The following is a 16,164-nucleotide window of genomic DNA, read 5'->3' as shown; positions in this document are numbered from 1 at the left end:
CGGTGTGCCTAGGGGAGGGTAACGACCGTCGCGGCGTAGACGAGACCCGCCCCGAAGCCGATGACGAGCGCGGTGTCGCCGCTCTTCGCCTTCCCGGTCGCCAGGAGCCGCTCCATGGCGAGCGGGATCGAGGCGGCCGAGGTGTTGCCGGTGGTCTCCACGTCACGGGCGACCGTGACGTGCTCCGGCAGCTTCAGGGTCTTCACCATCGAGTCGATGATCCGCATGTTCGCCTGGTGCGGGATGAAGACGTCCAGGTCGTCCGCCGTGATGCCGGCGGCGTCCAGGGCCTGCTGGGCGACCTTCGCCATCTCGAAGACGGCCCAGCGGAACACCGCCTGGCCCTCCTGCGTGATGGCGGGGAACTTGATCTCGCCCTGCTGGTTGAGCGGCAGGTTCGAGACGTCGCCGACCTGGAACTCGTTCCAGGGCACGGTCTGCTTGATCGTCTCGGACTTGTCGCCCTCGGAACCCCAGACCGTGGGGCCGATGTGCGGCTCCTCGGAGGGGCCGACGACCACGGCGCCGGCGCCGTCGCCGAACAGGAAGGCCGTCGCGCGGTCCTCCAGATCCGTCAGGTCGCTGAGCCGCTCGACACCGATGACCAGGACGTACTCCGCCGAACCCTCGACGATCATGCCCTTGGCGAGCGTCAGGCCGTAGCCGAAGCCCGCGCAGCCGGCGGAGATGTCGAACGCGGCCGGCTTCCCGGCGCCGATCTTGTCGGCGATCTCGGTGGCGACGGCAGGGGTCTGCTTGAAGTGCGAGACCGTGGAGACGATCACGGCGCCGATCTGCTCGGGGGTGATCCCGGCGTCGGCGATGGCCTTGCCCGAGGCCTCCACCGACATGGCGGCGACCGTCTCCTCCGGAGAGGCCCAGTGGCGGGTGGCGATGCCGGAGCGCGAGCGGATCCACTCGTCGGACGAGTCGATCTTCTCGAGGATCACCTCGTTCGGCACGACCCGGGTGGGACGGTAACCGCCGACACCGAGGATCCGTGCGTACGGGGCGCCCTTGCTGGGCTTGATCTTCGACATGTTCCTCGACACTCCTTGTCAGACGGCCGCGTGCTCGGCGATGAGCGTACGGGCCGCGTCCAGGTCGTCGGGAGTCTTGAGGGCGACCGTGGCCACCCCCGGCAGGGCGCGCTTGGCGATTCCGGTCAGGGTGCCGCCGGGGCACACCTCGATCAGCGCGGTCGCGCCGAGCTCCTGGAAGGTCTCCATGCACAGGTCCCAGCGGACCGGGTTCGCGACCTGGCCGACCAGACGGGCCACGACCTCGGCGCCGTCGGTGACGACCTGTCCGTCCTTGTTGGAGACGTAGCGGGTGACCGGAGCGGCGGGCGACAGCTCCTTCGCCGCCTCCTCCAGGGTCGCCACGGCCGGGGCCATGTGGTGCGTGTGGAAGGCGCCCGCGACCTTGAGCGCGACGACCCGGCGGACGCCCTCGGGCTTGTCCGCCTCCAGGGCGGCCAGCTGCTCCAGGGTGCCGGCGGCCACGATCTGGCCGGCGCCGTTCACGTTGGCGGCGGTCAGGCCGAGCTTCTCCAGGTGCGGGACGGTCACCTCGGGATCGCCGCCGAGCAGCGCCGACATGCCCGTCGCGGTGATCGCGGCGGCCTCGGCCATCGCGAGACCACGGGTGCGGACGAGGCGGAGCGCGGCGGTGTCGTCGAGGACGCCCGCGAACGCGGCGGCGGTGAACTCGCCGACGCTGTGACCGGCGACGACGCCCGGAGAGACGTCACCGAGCGCGGCCGCGGACAGCAGGCCGGCGGCGACGAGGAGGGGCTGGGCCACGGCGGTGTCACGGATCTCGTCCGCGTCCGCCTTCGTGCCGTAGTGGGCGAGGTCGAGCCCGATCGCGTCGGACCAGGCCGCGATGCGGTCGGCGGCGCCGGGGAGTTCGAGCCAGGGGGTCAGGAAGCCGGGCGTCTGGGCGCCTTGGCCGGGAGCGACGAGTACGAGCACCCTCACACTCTCTCTTGGGGACGGCTTCGAGCGCCCGTGAGGACAAGGACGAAGAACCGTCGGGGGAATTGTTGGTGTTCGACAAAAGTCTAGGACTGCGGATCTCCGTCGGCCAAGCGTCCCAGGATCAGGGCGATCCGCAGCGTGAACGCGGAACGAACATCGGAGGGTGACCAGCCGGTGACGTCGGTCACACGTCGAAGCCGGTAGCGCACGGTGTTCGGGTGGACGAAGAGCATCCGGGCCGCGCCCTCCAGACTGCTTGCCTGCTCCAGATAGACACTGAGGGTTTCGAGCAGCGCCGACCCCGCTTCCTCCAGCGGTCTGTAGATCTCCTCCACCAACTGCTCGCGTGCCGAAGGGTCGGAAGCGATGGCGCGCTCCGGAAGGAGATCGTCCGCCAGGACCGGCCGGGGCGCGTCCTGCCACGCCGAGCAGGCCTTGAGACCGGCCGCCGCCGCCTGCGCGGAGCGGGTCGCGGCCAGCAGGTCGGGGACCACGGGACCGGCGACGACCGGCCCCGCCGCGTACGGCCCGATCAGCGCCTTGGCGACGGCCAGGGGGTTGTCGTTGCCGCCCGCGATGACGACGAGCCGGTCGCCGAGGACGCCGGTGAGGACCTGGAGCTTGGCGTGCCGGGCGGCCCGGCGGATCGCCTCGACGGTGAGCTCGCTGTCCCCGTCGGGGGCGGTGCCGAGGACGACGCACACGTGGTCGGGCGAGTTCCAGCCGAGGGCGGCGGCCCGGGACACGGCCCCTTCGTCCGCCTCGCCGGAGAGCACCGCGTTGACGACGAGCGATTCGAGCCGGGCGTCCCAGGCGCCCCGGGCCTCGGCGGCCTGCGCGTACACCTGGGCGGTCGCGAACGCGATCTCGCGCGCGTAGACGAGCAGCGCCTCCCGGAGCACGCTCTCGTCCCCGGGGGCGGCGACCTCCTCGATCGCCGACTCCATGACCTCGATCGTGGTGCGGACCATCTCCACGGTCTGCCGCAGGGTGATCGCGCGGGTCAGCTCCCGGGGCGCCGTGCCGAAGACGTCGGTGGAGATGGCCTGCGGGGTCTCCGGGTGCCGGAACCACTCGGTGAACGCGGCGATGCCGGCCTGGGCGACCAGACCGATCCACGACCGGTTCTCGGGCGGCATCGCGCGGTACCACGGCAGCGTCTCGTCCATGCGGGCGATGGCGCCGGCGGCGAGCCGCCCGGACGACTGTTCGAGGCGCTTCAGGGTCGCGGCGTGCGGATGGGAGGCGTTCACGGGTTCAGGCACGGGGACAAGACTGCCTTATCGGGACGCCGGCATGCGGGGTCGGGGCCGCTTCGCCGGGCTACGGTACGTCCGTGATACGCATCCAGCGCGCGGCCGAGCGGTACCCCGGGGGCGACCCGGCGGCCGGGATCGAGACCCGGCACGCCCTCTCCTTCGGCCCGTACTACGACCCCGACAACCTCCGCTTCGGCGCGCTCCTCGCCGTCAACGAGGAGCGGCTCGCGCCCGGCTCCGGCTTCGACGAGCACCCCCACTCCCACACCGAGATCGTGACGTGGGTGGTGGAGGGCGAGCTCACCCACCACGACTCGACCGGCCACACGACGGTCGTCCGGCGGGGGGACCTCCAGCACCTCGGCTCGGCGGCCGGCGTCCGGCACGTGGAACGCAACGACGGCGCCGTCCCCCTCACCTTCATCCAGATGTGGCTAGCCCCGCTGGAGCCGGGCGGGGAGCCGACGTACGAGGTGGTGCGGGACCTCGGCGACGGCTACGCCCTCCCGGCGGCGGGCGCGACCCTCCACGTCCACCGCCCGCGCGCGGGCTCGCGCCTCGCCCTCCCGCCCGCCGACTTCACGTACGTGCACGTGGTGCGGGGCGAGGTGTCGCTCGGCGACGAGGAACTCGCCCCCGGCGACGCGGCCCGCCTCACCGACACCGGTGAGCTCGCCCTGACCGCCACGGCCGACGCGGAGCTCCTGATCTGGGAGATGCGGGACTGGCGCAAGGCCCCGGGCTGACCCTTCAGCCGAGCGCGCTCTTCGCCTTCCACTGCTCCCAGCTCAGGTTCCACGCCCCGTAGCCGTTGCCCTCCGCCACCGTCCCCTTCGTCTCGCGCCCCTTGATCTCGAAGGGATCGCCCACGTTCACCGACGCGTAGAACGAGGCCGCGTTCGCGTCGCTCATCCCGATGCACCCCGAGCTGTGGTTCGCGCGCCCGAAGTACGCCGCGTTCCACGGCGCCGCGTGCGCGTACATGCCCGACCACGTCAGCCGCATCGAGTAGTCGACGTCCTTGTTGTACGCGTCGCCGAGCCCCACCGTCTCGGAGTTCATATTGATGGTGCCCTCCTTCGCCATCAGGACGGCCGTGCCCCGCCAGGACCGCTTGTCGCCGCCGGGGGTGCCGCCGGAGACGGGGATCGTGCGGACCGTCCGCCCGTCCCGCTCCAGGGCCAGCCGGTGGGTGTCGAGGTCGACCTTCACCACCTGCGCGGCGCCGACGGTGAAGCCGGTGCGGTAGTCCCGTACGAACCAGCCGCCGCCCGAGTCCGTGCCGTCGAGGTCCGCTTCGAGGGTGACCTTGGTGCCGGGCTTCCAGTACTCCCGGGGACGCCAGTCGACCCGGTCCCGGCCCGAGTAGTCCTTGACCCAGCCCCAGGACCCCTCGGTGCCGTTCGAGGTGGTGACCTTCAGCTGCCGCTCCACGTCCGCCTTCCGCGTCACCGGCAGGTCGAAGACGATGGAGAGCGGATGCCCGATGCCGACCGTGGTGTTCTTGCCGGGCGCCAGGGTCACCTTGTTGACCTTCCCGGGCTCCGGGGTGGTGAAGGACGACCGGCTGGTCGACTCCTTGCCGTCGGCCGTGCGGGACGTCACCTCGACCGTGTACGAGGTGCCGGGCGCCGCCTTGCGGTCCGACACCCAGCTCGTACCGCCCGCGTCCGTACGCCCCGTGAGGCCGCCGCCCTCCGCGTCCACGACCTTCACCGCCGTGAGCGTGCCGCCGGTCGCGGTCACGGTCACCGGGCTGCCGGCCTCCTTCTTCACGACCTTCACCTTCGCCGGCGGCGCCTGCGAGGACCCGGCCCCCGCCCCCGCCCCCGACGGGCCCCCGTCCGCCGCCTGGGCCGTGCAGGCGGTGAGGGAGACGACGAGCGCGACGGCCGCCAGGGCGGGACGGGATGTGCGTATCGGCAGCACGGAAGACCTCCGCGGGTGAGGAAAGGGTGGGATGTCCTGGACTGTAGGGCGCTCCCGAACCTCCCCGGGGCGCCGGAGGCCTCTGTGACCGGGGCTGCGGCACAACGGTCATCGTCCGGTCACAATCACCGCGCGCACCCGTCGAATTCGGCTGTGAGCCTGCTGTGCGCCCCGACCACCGAGGGGCGGAACAAGGAGGCTCCCGTTGTGTCAGCGCTGCTCGTGACGGCCGCACCCACCGACCGCCGCGCCCCCGCAGGACCGGTCAGGCTCGGGCCCGTGACCCCCGAGGCGTACCGCGCCTTCCTCGGCTCCCGCTCCGGTGCGGACGGGCCCAGCTTCCTCCAACTCCCCTCCTGGGCCCAGGTGAAGGAGGGCTGGAGCCACCAGCTCGTCGGATGGGGGCGGGAGGGCGCGGAGCTCTCCGGCGTCGCGCTCGTCCTCCTCCGGCCCTTCCCCGGCACCCGGAAGTACTTCGCCTACCTCCCCGAAGGGCCCGTCGCCGACTGGGCCGACCCCGACCTGGACGGCTGGCTCGCCCCGCTCCTCGGCCATCTGCGCTCCCTGGGCGCCTTCGCCGTCCGCATGGGACCCGGGCCCGCCTACCGCCGGTGGACCGCCGCCACCGTCAAGGCCGCCACCGGACCCGGCCGCCGGCTCTCCGACGTCCTCGCCGACGAGGTCGACCCGCTGGGCACCGCCGTCGCCGAACGGCTGCGCGCCCGCGGCTGGCGCAAGTGCGGCGGCGACTCCGAGGACGGCGCCGACGCCCAGCCCCGGCACGTCTTCCAGGTCCCGCTCGCCGGCCGCTCCACCGACGACCTGTGGAACGGCCTCAACCAGGAGTGGCGGCGCAACGTCCGCAAGGCGCGGAAGTCCGGCGTCGAGGTCGTCGTCGGCTCCGCCGCCGACCTGCCCGAGTTCTACCGGCTCCTGCGCATCACGGAGGAACGCGACGGCTTCCGGCTCGGCCGCTCCCTCGCGTACTACGAGCGCCAGTACGCCGTCCTCAACGCCGAGCAGCCGGGCCGCATGAAGCTCTACCTCGCCCGCCACGAGGGCGAGGTCCTCGCCGCGCACACCATGCTCGCGGTGGGCGGCCGCGTCTGGTACCAGACCGGCGCCTCCGCCGACCACCGCCGCGAGGTCCGCCCCTCCAACGCCCTCCAGTGGCGCATGCTGCTCGACGCCCACGCCCTCGGCGCCGCCGTCTACGACCTCCGCGGGGTACCCTCCACCCTCGATCCGGACGACCGCGCCCACGGCCTCCTCCGCTGGAAGCTCGGCACGGGCGGACAGGTCGTCGAAACGCTGGGGGAGTGGGAGATTCCGATGCAGGGCACGACCAACGGGGCGCTGTACCGCGCCTTCCAGGCCTATCTGGCCCGCCGATGACGGCGACGCTCACCGCGCCGCCGCAGCCCCGGCGGAAACCTTCCGCCCTCCGCAGCGGCGCCCTCATGGCCGCCGGCTCGCTCGTCTCCCGCGCCACCGGCTTCGTGCGGGCCTCCGTCGTCGCCGCGGCGCTCGGCGCGGGCTACGTCGCCGACGGGTACGCCGTCGGCAACTCCGTCCCCACCATCGTCTACATGCTGCTCCTCGGCGGAGCGCTCAACGCCGTCTTCGTCCCCGAACTGGTCAAGGCCGCCAAGGAGCACGAGGACGGCGGCGTCGCCTACACCGACCGGCTCCTCACCCTGTGCGTCCTCGCCCTGGCCGCGCTCACGACGGTCGCGGTCCTTGCCGCGCCGACGATCGTCGACACGTACACCGACTACGCGGGCGCACAGCGCGAGATGACCATCACCTTCGCGCGCACGTGCCTGCCGCAGATCTTCTTCCTCGGACTCTTCACCCTGCTCGGACAGGTCCTCAACGCCCGGGGCCGGTTCGGCGCCATGATGTGGACCCCCGTCCTCAACAACGTCGTCGCCGTCACCGTCTTCGGCCTCTTCCTCGCCGTCGCCGGCGGCGGACTCACCCCCGGGGAGACCGCCCTCCTCGGCTGGGGCACCACCGCCGGCATCGCCGTCCAGGCCCTCGCCCTGCTGCCCTCGCTGCGCGCCGCCGGCTTCCGCTGGCGGCCCCGCTTCGACTGGCGCGGCAGCGGCCTCGCCGCCCCGCTCCGCTCGGCGGGCTGGCTCGTCCTGCTCGTCCTCACCAACCAGGGCGCGTACTGGGTGACCACCTGGCTCGCCACCTCCGCGGGCACGGACCCGACGGTCAGCGGCGGAGGCCTCGCCGCGTACAACAACGCCTACCTCCTGTGGACCGTCCCGCACGGCATCATCACCGTCTCCCTCGTCACCGCGCTGCTGCCCCGGATGAGCGGGACCGCCGCCGAGGGAGACCTCGCGGGGGTCCGGCGGGACGTCTCCTACGCGCTGCGGACCAGCGCGGCGGCGATCGTCCCCGCCGCCTGCGCGCTCCTCGCGCTCGCCGTCCCGCTGATGACGGTCGTCTTCCGGTACGGGGCGACCACCGGCGACGACGTGCGCGCCATGGCCTGGACCCTGATGGCCTTCGCGCCCGGCCTGGTCGCCCTCTCCGGCCAGTACGTGTGCACCCGCGCCTTCTACGCCCTGCGCGACACCCGCACCCCGTTCCTGCTGAACCTCGTCATCGCCGGCCTGAACGCGGGGCTCTCGCTCGCCGCCTACGCGTACCTCCCCGTCCGCTGGGCGGTCACGGGCATGGCGGCGGCGTACTCGCTGGCGCTCTGGGCGGGCTGGGCGGCGACGGCGTACGCGCTGCGCCGACGGCTGGGGAAGGGCACGGGCGACGCGGTCCCCGCGCTGGCGCGGCTCCTCGCGGCCGCGGTGCCGGCGGCGGGGTACGGGCTGTTCGTCGCGGACGCCGTGGAGCCGGCGGGCGCGGTGGCGGCGGGCCTGGCGGGAGCGGCGACGATCCTGGCGGTCTTCGCCCTCCTCGCCCGCCCCCTCCGCCTGACGGAACTCCAGACCCTCCTCCACTCGGCCGCGACCCGCCTCCGCCGCACCTGAAGCCCCCACAGGACGGCGCCCCTCCCCGACGGGCGGGACGACCGCCCCACAACGAGGCCCCGCCGAAGGGGCCCGCCCGACCTTGGGATACTCCACGACATGCCCCGCGTGCTCCTCATAGAAGACGACCCCTCCGTCCGCGAAGGCGTCGAGCTCGGCCTCCGTCGCCGCGGGCACGAGGTCCGCACCGCCCCCACCGGCGAGGCGGGTCTCGCCGCGCTCGGCGAGTTCCGGCCGGACCTGCTGCTCCTCGACCTGATGCTGCCCGGCATGAACGGCGTCCAGGTCTGCCGCCGGGTCCGTGAGAGCAGCCAGCTGCCGATCATCATGCTCACCGCCCGGGGGGACGACTTCGACGTGGTCGTGGGCCTGGAGGCCGGTGCCGACGACTACATCGTCAAGCCCGCCCGTACGGAGGTCATCGAGGCCCGGATACGGGCCGTGCTGCGGCGCATCGAGGAGCCCGGCGCCGGCCGGTCCGCCGTCGAGTTCCACGGGGAGCTGGCGATCGACCGGGCGGGCCTGACCGTCGCCAAGGCGGGCGAGCGCGTCGCCCTCGCCCCCTCCGAACTGAAGCTGCTGCTGCACCTCACGGCCGCCCCCGAGCAGGTCTTCAGCCGGCAGCAGCTCCTGGAGCACGTCTGGGAGCACAGCTACCACGGGGACGCCCGGCTGGTGGACGCCTGCGTCCGACGACTGCGGAACAAGATCGAGGACACCCCGGGCGAGCCCCGGTACATCCAGACCCTGCGGGGCTTCGGCTACCGCTTCGGCCCCCTGTGAAGGCCTGCGTGAGCCCGGAGCCGAGCACGGAGCGCCAAGAGGGACGGGCCCGTCGCAGGGCCCGCGGCCCCCGCCTCCACCCCTTCGGCCTCCGTACCCGGCTCGTCCTCGCCTTCCTCCTCGTCGCGGCCGTCGGCTGCGGCACCACCGCCGCGCTCACCTACCGCGCCGCCCGCAACGCCATCCTGGAGCAGACCCAGGACACCGCCGTCTCCGCCTTCCGCGACCAGGTCGACCCGCTGGTCATCGGCCTGCCCGTCAACCCGGACTCCCTGCGGGACGTGGTCCTCTCCATCGCCCGCCAGGGCAAGCCCCGCCCCTGGCGGGTCTACGCCGAGTACGGCACGGTCCGCGTCTCCTCCACCGACCGTCCCACCTCCTCCGTCATCACGCCCGAGCTGCGGGCCCGCGCCCAGGCCCGTCCGGCCACCCCGCACGGCAGCTTCCAGCGGGTGGTGAAGAACGGCACGCCGTACCTGACGATGGCCGTCCCCGCCGTGTTCCGGACGCACGCGAGCCGGGGGACGGCCCAGCCGACCGGCCTCGTCTTCTACGCGGTCATGGAGCTCGACGAGGAGGAGGCGAACATCGAGGCCATGGTGACCGCGGCCCGTGACGGCGCCCTCCCGGCGCTGGCCGTGGCGCTGATCCCCGCGCTCATCGCCTCGCGCGGCGTGCTCCGCCCCGTACGGGAGCTGCGGCACGCGGCCCACAGCATGGGCCGGGGCCGGCTCGACACCCGTATCCACGCGAAGGGCAGCGACGAACTCGCCGATCTCGCCCGCACGTTCAACGAGTCCGCCGCCGAGCTGGAACGTTCCGTCGCGGAACTCCGCAGCGCCGAGGCCCGCGCCCGCCGCTTCGCCTCCGACGTCTCGCACGAACTGCGCACCCCGCTGGCCGGCATGCTCGCGGTCACCGAGGTCCTCGACGAGGACGCCGACAGCCTCGACAGCGACACCGCCCGCGCCGTCCGGCTGATCAGCGCCGAGACCGGGAAGCTCGCCGTGCTCGTCGAGGACCTGATGGAGATCTCCCGCTTCGACGCGCGGGCGGCCGAGCTCCACACCGACGAGGTCGACGCCGCCGACTGCGTCCGCAAGACCCTCCAGCACCGGCACTGGACCGATCCGGCGCAGGTCGTCCCGTACCTTGGGGAGGGGATCAGGGCGCGGCTCGACCCGCGCCGTTTCGACGTCGTCGTCGCCAACCTCGTCGGCAACGCGCTGCGGCACGGGGCCGCGCCGGTGACGGTCAGGCTGTACGCGGAGGGGGACGAGCTGGTGACGGAGGTCGCGGACCAGGGGCCGGGCATCCACCCGGACGTCCTGCCGCACGTCTTCGACCGCTTCTACAAGGCGGACCAGGCCAGGACCCGCTCGGCGGGCAGCGGCCTCGGCCTCGCGATCACCCTGGAGAACGTCCGGCTGCACGGCGGCACCGTCCACGCCGCCAACCATCCGGCGGGCGGGGCGGTCTTCACCGTACGGATGCCACTGTGAGGCGCCGGACGCCCCTGGGCAGCCGGGCGGCCGCGGGGCTCTGGGCGGCCGCGGGGCTGCGGGCGGCTGCGAGGCTCCGTACGGCTGCGGGCGGTCGTACGGCCGCGGGCGGTCAGACAGCCGCGCCCCGCCAAACAGCCGCGGGGCTCCGTACGGCCGCGGGCGGTCAGACGGCTGCGAGTGGTCGGACGGCCGCGGGCGGCCAAACAGCCGCGCCCCGCCAGACAGCCGCGCCCCGCCGTGCGGCCGCGCCCCGCCGGGTGGCCGCCGCGGTCCTGCTCGGCACCGTCGCGCTCGCCGCCTGCGGCATCCAGGGGACCGACGTCGTCGAGGCCGGCGGCGCCGCGACCGTCGCGGTCGCCCCGGCGCCCGAGTTCCGCATGGTGCTCTACTTCCTCGGGCCGGACGGCCGGCCGGTCCCGGTGGTCCGTGAGCTCGGGCCGCCGGTCCCCGAGACGACGTTCTCCTCGGGCGACTCCGAGTCGACCGAGGACCGCAAGGCCCGGGAGCCGGACTCCGGGTGGGCGCGCGCCCCGCGCGGCACCCGGGTCGCCGCCGCCCAGGCACTCGCCGCGCTGCTCGCCGGCCCGTCCGGTGTCGACGCCGCCGCGGGCCTGACCACGGACCTCCCGGCGTCCTCGAAGCCGCCGTTCGTGGAGGAGCTCGAACATCCGACCCCGGAGGGCCGCCGGGTCGTCCGGCTCCTGTCGCCGTTCCCCGTCAAGGGCCTGTCGGAGGCGGCCGTCCAGCAGCTGGTGTGCACGACCGCGTACGCCGAGGACGGCGGGGGCATGGTCGACGTGAGCCTGGTGGGTGTCGACGGCACGCTCCCGGCGATCCGCTGCGCGCCCTGAGGGGCTCCCGTCAGCGCCCGCGCAGGTCCGCGAGCACCGCGTCCGTGAACGGCGGCCACGCCTCGACCGCCCACGGCCCGAAGGGCCGGTCGGTGAGGGCCACGCACGCGGCCCTCGCGTCCGGGTCGATCCACAGGAAGGTGCCGGCCTGCCCGAAGTGCCCGAAGGTGCGCGGCGAGGAGCTCGCGCCCGTCCAGTGCGGGGACTTGCCGTCGCGGATCTCGAAGCCGAGCCCCCAGTCGTTCGGCTTCTGGTGCCCGTAGCCGGGCAGGATGCCGGTCAGGCCGGGGTACGTGACGGTCATCGCGTCCAGGACGGTCCGGGCGTCGAGCAGCCGCGGCGCCTGCACTTCGGCGGCGAACCGCACCAGGTCGTCCACGGTGGACACGCCGTCCTTCGCGGGCGAGCCCTCCAGGGTCGTCGAGGCCATGCCGAGGGGCTCCAGGACCGCCTGGTGCAGGTAGTCGGAGAAGGGGATGTCGGTGGCCTTGGCGACGTGGTCGCCGAGGGCCTCGAAGCCGGTGTTGGAGTAGATCCGGCGGGTGCCCGGCGCGGCCATGACCCGGTTCTCGTCGAAGGCGAGCCCCGAGGTGTGGGCGAGGAGGTGGCGGACGGTCGCGCCCTCGGGCCCGGCCGGCTCGTCGAGGTCGATCGCCCCCTCCTCGTACGCGACGAGGACGGCGTACGCCGCGAGCGGCTTGGTGACGGAGGCGAGCGGGAAGCGCTGCCCGGTGGGGCCGTGGGACCCGGCCAGGGTGCCGTCCGCGCGGACGACGGCGGCGGCCGCGGTGGGGACGGGCCAGTTCTCGATCGACGCCAGGCTCGGCAAGCTGCTGTGCATGGGGCCGAGCCTACTTGCTTCGAGTGCACTCGAACGTTTTAGCGTGGGTCCCATGAGCGTGACCGAGAGCATCGCGAGCAGCACCGGGCTTACGGGGAAGGACCGTTACACCATCAGTGAGGTGGCCGCCCTGACCGGGCTCACCGCCCACACCCTGCGCTGGTACGAGCGGATCGGGCTGCTGCCGCAGGTCGACCGTTCGCACACGGGACAGCGCCGCTTCACGGAGCAGGACCTCGGCTGGCTGACCTTCGTCGGCAAGCTGCGGCTGACCGGGATGCCGGTCGCCGACATGGTCAGGTACGCCGAGCTGATGCGCGAGGGCGACCACACCAGGGACGACCGGCGGGAGCTCCTGGAGGCCACCCGGCGCGACGTCCTCGCCCGGATCACGGAGCTCCAGGACACGCTCGCCGTGCTCGACATCAAGATCAGCCATTACGGGACCGCATGCGGAGGAACACCTTCATGACCAGCGTGACCAGGATCGACACCGTACGTCTCGGCGGTCAGGACGGACCGGAGATCGGCGTCCAGGGCTTCGGCGCCATGGGCATCAGCGAGTTCTACGGCGACACCGACGAGGCGGCCGCCCGTGACACCCTCGACGCGGCCCTGGAGGCCGGCGTCACCCTGATCGACACCGCCGACATCTACGGCAGCGGAGCCAACGAGGAGTTCCTCGCGCCCTTCCTCGCCGCCCACCGCGACGAGGTCACCCTCGCCACCAAGTTCGCCATAGAGCGCCGCGCCGACGACCCGACCTACCGGGCCGTCCGCAACGACCCCGCCTACATCAAGAAGGCCGCCGAGGACAGCCTGCGCCGCCTCGGCGTCGAGACCATCGACCTCTACTACATGCACCGCCGCGACCCGCAGGTCCCCTTCGCCGAGTCCGTCGGCGCGATGGCCGAACTCGTCCAGGAGGGCAAGGTCCGCCACCTGGGCCTGAGCGAGGTCACCGGGCCCGAACTGCGCGAGGCCCACGCGGTGCACCCGATCGCCGCCCTCCAGTCGGAGTGGTCGCTCTTCTCCCGGGACGTGGAGCGCAGCGCCGTCGGCGCCGCCGCCGAGCTCGGCGTCACCTTCGTGCCGTACTCGCCGCTCGGCCGCGGCTTCCTGACCGGCGCGTTCGCGGACGCGACCAAGGACCTGTCGGGCGGCGACTTCCGCCGGTACCAGCCCCGGTTCACCGGCGAGAACGCCGAGCGGAACGCGGCCCTCCTCGACCCGGTCCGGAAGATCGCCGCCGCCCACGGCGCGACGCCGGCCCAGATCGCCCTCGCCTGGGTGCAGCAGCGCGCCGCCGTGCACGGCCTCACGGTCGTCCCGATCCCCGGCACCCGCAAGCGCTCCCGCCTCCTGGAGAACGCGGCCGCCACCCGCATCGTCCTCACCGCCGCCGAACTCGCCGACCTCGAACCGATCGCCGGCCTGGTGGCGGGCGACCGCTACCCGGACATGAGCTCCACGTCGGCGGCCCGGGAGGCCTGAGCCCCGCCGCCCGCTCACGCGAGCCCCAGGGCGAAGACCGCGAAGCCCGCCGCAAGCAGCCCCGCCAGGGTGCGGCGGGCCGGACCGGTCTTCGCCCACGGGGCCTCGAAGACCCGCGCGTACCGGCCGATCAGGACCAGCAGGCCGGCGAAGACCGGCATCCAGGCCAGCCGGGCGAGGATCCAGCCCACCGAGTCCGGCGCGCCCACCAGACCCGCGACCTCGCCGGCGTACGAGGCGGGGATCGCGGCGGCGAGCATCGCCGTCTGGTGCCAGCACAGGATCGTCATCGCGGACAGGTTGACCACGACGACCGGCGCCCACAGCGCGGGCCGCCTCAGGAGCGCGCCGAGCCGGTCCCGGAGCAGGACCGCCGCACCGCTCTGCGCGGCGGCGAGGGCGAGGACGAGCAGCGATGGCGGGTGCGAGTTGGTGCGGGCCTCGCCCGGGACGCCGACCATCGACGCCGGGTAGCCGAAGACCAGCAGCAGGGCGGCGAAGAGCGCGGCGCCGCCGAGCAGCAGCCCCCACGCGTGGCGCCGGGTGACCCGGCCCTCGCCCCAGGAGACACCGAGCTGGTACGCGAACAGCCAGCCGGGCAGGATGTTCAGGACGCTCAGCCAGGACGGCACGGCGTCGGCGTACGGCCCGTACCGCAGGAAGTCGACGACGGCGACCGAGCCGAGCAGCGGCGCCGCGGCCCACACCCCGAGGCGGCGGGCCGCCCGCACGCACAGCGGGGTCAGCGCGGTGACCACCGTGTACACCCCGACGAACCACAGCGGCTGGATCACCAGCGTGGACGCCGTCCGCAGCGTGTCCACGGGCACCCCGAGACCGAAGTGCAGCACCGGAAGCAGCGCCGCCCACACGGCGGTGACCCCGAGCACCGGGCGCCCGAGCCGGGCGAGCCGACCGCCCAGCCACGCGCGCGTGGAGCCCTTCCGCCGCCGGTACGACAGCACCGACGCGTACCCGCCGACCAGGAAGAAGATCCCCAGCATCTGCAGGACCCAGCTGACGGGCGCCAGACCGGCGAAGGTGCCCAGCGGGCTCGCGTTGTGGATCGCACCGTCGTCGGAGAGCGTGAAACCGCCGAGCAGCCAGTGCCCGGTCGGCACGGCGAGCAGCGCGAGGGCGCGCAGTCCGTCGACCGCCCGGTCGCGGTGGGCGGGCGTGGAGGCCTCGATCCTGCGAACCAGGGTCTTCATCGGACGTCCCCCTCGGCGATCGCGGCGAACGCACGGAGGGAGGCGGTGCCGGGCGCGAAGTAACCGCCGTGCCCGGCGGCGTCCCCGGCCGGGACCAGGCGCGCCCCGAAGGCCGGGTCGGTGGGGTCGGCGCCGTGCCCGAGGCCCGCGAACTCGACGTTCGGGACCCGGTCGATCCAGTCGGTGGGATCCTTCGCCGCCCAGACGCGGGCGGAGGTGCCGAGCTCGGAGACGTTCTCGGCGCGCATCCCGGGGGAGCCGAAGACCACCAGGTCCTTGGCCTTCAGCTCGTGCGCGGCGAGACCGCAGACCACGGAGCCGTAGCTGTGGCAGAAGACGGACGGCCCGGCCGCGCCGACGGGCCTCACGGCGGCGAGCCCGTCCGTGAACCGGGTCAGCCGCTCGGCCCCGGCCTCGGCGAGCCGGCCGGTGGCCGCGTCCAGGCCGACCCCGACGGGCGTCGTGTACCCGGCCCAGGCGACGACCGCCGTACGGCCGCCGGTCGCCCGGCGCAGGGCCGTCGCCATGTCCGCGAGCGGCCGCACGTGATCGGCGTCGACGTCGGAGCCGGGCACGATCACGGCCACGTGCTCGGCCCGCGCCAGGTCCCCGTAGACCAGCGCCACCTGCCCCCGGCCGCGCGGATCGTGGGCGAGGATCCGCGCCCCGCCGAACTCCCCGTGCGCGGAGCGGGCGTTGGCCTCGTACCGCAGCTCCAGGGGTGCCCCGTCGAGGTTCCCGACGACCGTCGGGTGCGTCCGGACGAGCTCTTCTTCCTGTACGGGACCCAGCCCGGCGAAGAACCGCGCGACCTCGGCCGGGCCCATCCGCTCCGGGTCGGGCAGCCCCGCGGCCCGCCACGCCGCTGCCCCGGCCGGGGCCCCGGTCACGGCCTCCTGGGTGTTCCCGGACGCCCAGCCGGCCGTCCCGGCGACCACGCCGGTCACCACCGCGGCGGTGATCAGGCTCCTCGTGAAGCGGCGCATCGGCCCGCCCTCCCTAGCTCTCGTCGTTGGCGAGAGGAAGGTAGGAAGAAGGCGGGTGACGGCACGTCACACCGGGGAGCCAACTCCGCGGTGATACCGGGGTAGGGGGCGGAGGAGCGGCGAACCCCCGGCGGAGGGTGGGGTTTTCCCCCGGGCGCTAGGGGGTGTCTTGCCGATCAGGCCGGGCTCGCGACGTCTGGCACCGCGCCTCGCCGCGTTGTCGTCGGTCGACAACGCTCCTTCCCCAAGTTCTCGGCTTCGCTCGAACAGGGGAGACCCCACTGCCTCCCTCCTCCGCCTTGCGATGCACGGCACCAGACG

At 73.8% G+C, this 16,164-nt stretch carries 15 protein-coding genes; 8 read left to right on the top strand and 7 right to left on the bottom strand.

The window, feature by feature from the left end; genetic code table 11:
- Positions 1–8: 8 nt before the first annotated feature.
- From ABZ318_RS05885 to fasR, 3 genes are all read right to left on the bottom strand, one after another.
- Positions 9–1,040, bottom strand: a complete 1,032-nt coding sequence (locus tag ABZ318_RS05885; protein WP_356901266.1) for a ketoacyl-ACP synthase III — start codon at positions 1,038–1,040, stop codon at positions 9–11.
- Positions 1,041–1,058: 18 nt separating this feature from the next.
- Positions 1,059–1,976 (bottom strand): ACP S-malonyltransferase, encoded by a 918-nt coding sequence (locus tag ABZ318_RS05880; protein WP_356901265.1) that lies wholly within the window; start codon positions 1,974–1,976, stop codon positions 1,059–1,061.
- A gap of 89 nt (positions 1,977–2,065) precedes the next feature.
- On the bottom strand, positions 2,066–3,247 hold the full coding sequence (gene fasR, locus ABZ318_RS05875) for a fatty acid biosynthesis transcriptional regulator FasR (protein ID WP_356901264.1): 1,182 nt from the start codon (positions 3,245–3,247) through the stop codon (positions 2,066–2,068).
- A 71-nt stretch (positions 3,248–3,318) separates the two neighbouring features.
- Here fasR and ABZ318_RS05870 point away from each other — a divergent pair, with 71 nt between their 5' ends.
- Positions 3,319–3,987, top strand: a complete 669-nt coding sequence (locus ABZ318_RS05870) for a pirin family protein (RefSeq protein WP_356901263.1) — start codon at positions 3,319–3,321, stop codon at positions 3,985–3,987.
- 4 nt (positions 3,988–3,991) lie between these two features.
- Here ABZ318_RS05870 and ABZ318_RS05865 read toward each other — a convergent pair whose 3' ends face one another.
- On the bottom strand, positions 3,992–5,170 hold the full coding sequence (locus ABZ318_RS05865) for an Ig-like domain-containing protein (protein WP_356901262.1): 1,179 nt from the start codon (positions 5,168–5,170) through the stop codon (positions 3,992–3,994).
- A 207-nt stretch (positions 5,171–5,377) separates the two neighbouring features.
- Here ABZ318_RS05865 and ABZ318_RS05860 point away from each other — a divergent pair, with 207 nt between their 5' ends.
- The 5 genes from ABZ318_RS05860 to ABZ318_RS05840 all read left to right on the top strand — a co-directional run bounded on the left by ABZ318_RS05860 (position 5,378) and on the right by ABZ318_RS05840 (position 11,311).
- On the top strand, positions 5,378–6,565 hold the full coding sequence (locus tag ABZ318_RS05860; RefSeq protein WP_356901261.1) for a peptidoglycan bridge formation glycyltransferase FemA/FemB family protein: 1,188 nt from the start codon (positions 5,378–5,380) through the stop codon (positions 6,563–6,565).
- Complete coding sequence (murJ, locus tag ABZ318_RS05855; RefSeq protein ID WP_356901260.1) at positions 6,562–8,172, top strand: murein biosynthesis integral membrane protein MurJ; 1,611 nt, start codon at positions 6,562–6,564, stop codon at positions 8,170–8,172. The genes ABZ318_RS05860 and murJ overlap by 4 nt, the downstream gene beginning before the upstream one ends.
- 99 nt (positions 8,173–8,271) lie before the next feature.
- A complete protein-coding gene (locus tag ABZ318_RS05850) occupies positions 8,272–8,955 on the top strand; it encodes a response regulator transcription factor (protein ID WP_356901259.1) in 684 nt (227 codons plus the stop codon).
- Between the two features lie 8 nt (positions 8,956–8,963).
- Entirely contained in the window at positions 8,964–10,457 is a 1,494-nt protein-coding gene (locus tag ABZ318_RS05845) for an ATP-binding protein (protein WP_356901258.1), read from the top strand.
- A gap of 260 nt (positions 10,458–10,717) precedes the next feature.
- Complete coding sequence (locus tag ABZ318_RS05840; RefSeq protein ID WP_356901257.1) at positions 10,718–11,311, top strand: hypothetical protein; 594 nt, start codon at positions 10,718–10,720, stop codon at positions 11,309–11,311.
- A 10-nt stretch (positions 11,312–11,321) separates the two neighbouring features.
- Here ABZ318_RS05840 and ABZ318_RS05835 read toward each other — a convergent pair whose 3' ends face one another.
- The gene (locus ABZ318_RS05835) at positions 11,322–12,152 is read right to left on the bottom strand and encodes a serine hydrolase domain-containing protein (RefSeq protein ID WP_356901256.1); all 831 of its coding nucleotides are present in this window, start codon (positions 12,150–12,152) and stop codon (positions 11,322–11,324) included.
- 52 nt (positions 12,153–12,204) lie between these two features.
- On the opposite strand from ABZ318_RS05835, the gene ABZ318_RS05830 reads away from it, so the two are divergent.
- On the top strand, positions 12,205–12,624 hold the full coding sequence (locus tag ABZ318_RS05830; protein WP_356901255.1) for a MerR family transcriptional regulator: 420 nt from the start codon (positions 12,205–12,207) through the stop codon (positions 12,622–12,624).
- Positions 12,621–13,646: an aldo/keto reductase gene (locus tag ABZ318_RS05825; protein WP_356901254.1), complete on the top strand. Its 1,026-nt coding sequence runs from the start codon at positions 12,621–12,623 to the stop codon at positions 13,644–13,646. The genes ABZ318_RS05830 and ABZ318_RS05825 overlap by 4 nt, the downstream gene beginning before the upstream one ends.
- A 14-nt stretch (positions 13,647–13,660) precedes the next feature.
- Here the strand turns inward: ABZ318_RS05825 and ABZ318_RS05820 are convergent, their stop codons facing one another.
- Positions 13,661–14,857 (bottom strand): acyltransferase, encoded by a 1,197-nt coding sequence (locus tag ABZ318_RS05820; protein WP_356901253.1) that lies wholly within the window; start codon positions 14,855–14,857, stop codon positions 13,661–13,663.
- Entirely contained in the window at positions 14,854–15,843 is a 990-nt protein-coding gene (locus ABZ318_RS05815; protein ID WP_356901252.1) for an alpha/beta hydrolase, read from the bottom strand. The genes ABZ318_RS05820 and ABZ318_RS05815 overlap by 4 nt, the downstream gene beginning before the upstream one ends.
- Positions 15,844–16,164: the final 321 nt, after the last annotated feature.

Origin of the sequence: Streptomyces sp. NPDC006197, assembly GCF_040613865.1 — a bacterium.
GTDB lineage: Bacteria > Actinomycetota > Actinomycetes > Streptomycetales > Streptomycetaceae > Streptomyces.
The sequence above is the reverse complement of the archived record's forward strand: the minus strand, read 5'-3'. Positions and strand labels throughout refer to the sequence as shown.

Excerpts from the sequence above, each read along its gene's own strand:
- ABZ318_RS05885 (WP_356901266.1), bottom strand. The coding sequence starts at position 1,040 with ATGTCGAAGATCAAGCCCAGCAAGGGCGCCCCGTACGCACGGATCCTC.
- murJ (WP_356901260.1), top strand. The coding sequence starts at position 6,562 with ATGACGGCGACGCTCACCGCGCCGCCGCAGCCCCGGCGGAAACCTTCC.
- ABZ318_RS05850 (WP_356901259.1), top strand. The coding sequence starts at position 8,272 with ATGCCCCGCGTGCTCCTCATAGAAGACGACCCCTCCGTCCGCGAAGGC.
- ABZ318_RS05835 (WP_356901256.1), bottom strand. The coding sequence starts at position 12,152 with ATGCACAGCAGCTTGCCGAGCCTGGCGTCGATCGAGAACTGGCCCGTC.
- ABZ318_RS05830 (WP_356901255.1), top strand. The coding sequence starts at position 12,205 with ATGAGCGTGACCGAGAGCATCGCGAGCAGCACCGGGCTTACGGGGAAG.
- ABZ318_RS05825 (WP_356901254.1), top strand. The coding sequence starts at position 12,621 with ATGACCAGCGTGACCAGGATCGACACCGTACGTCTCGGCGGTCAGGAC.
- ABZ318_RS05820 (WP_356901253.1), bottom strand. The coding sequence starts at position 14,857 with ATGAAGACCCTGGTTCGCAGGATCGAGGCCTCCACGCCCGCCCACCGC.
- ABZ318_RS05815 (WP_356901252.1), bottom strand. The coding sequence starts at position 15,843 with ATGCGCCGCTTCACGAGGAGCCTGATCACCGCCGCGGTGGTGACCGGC.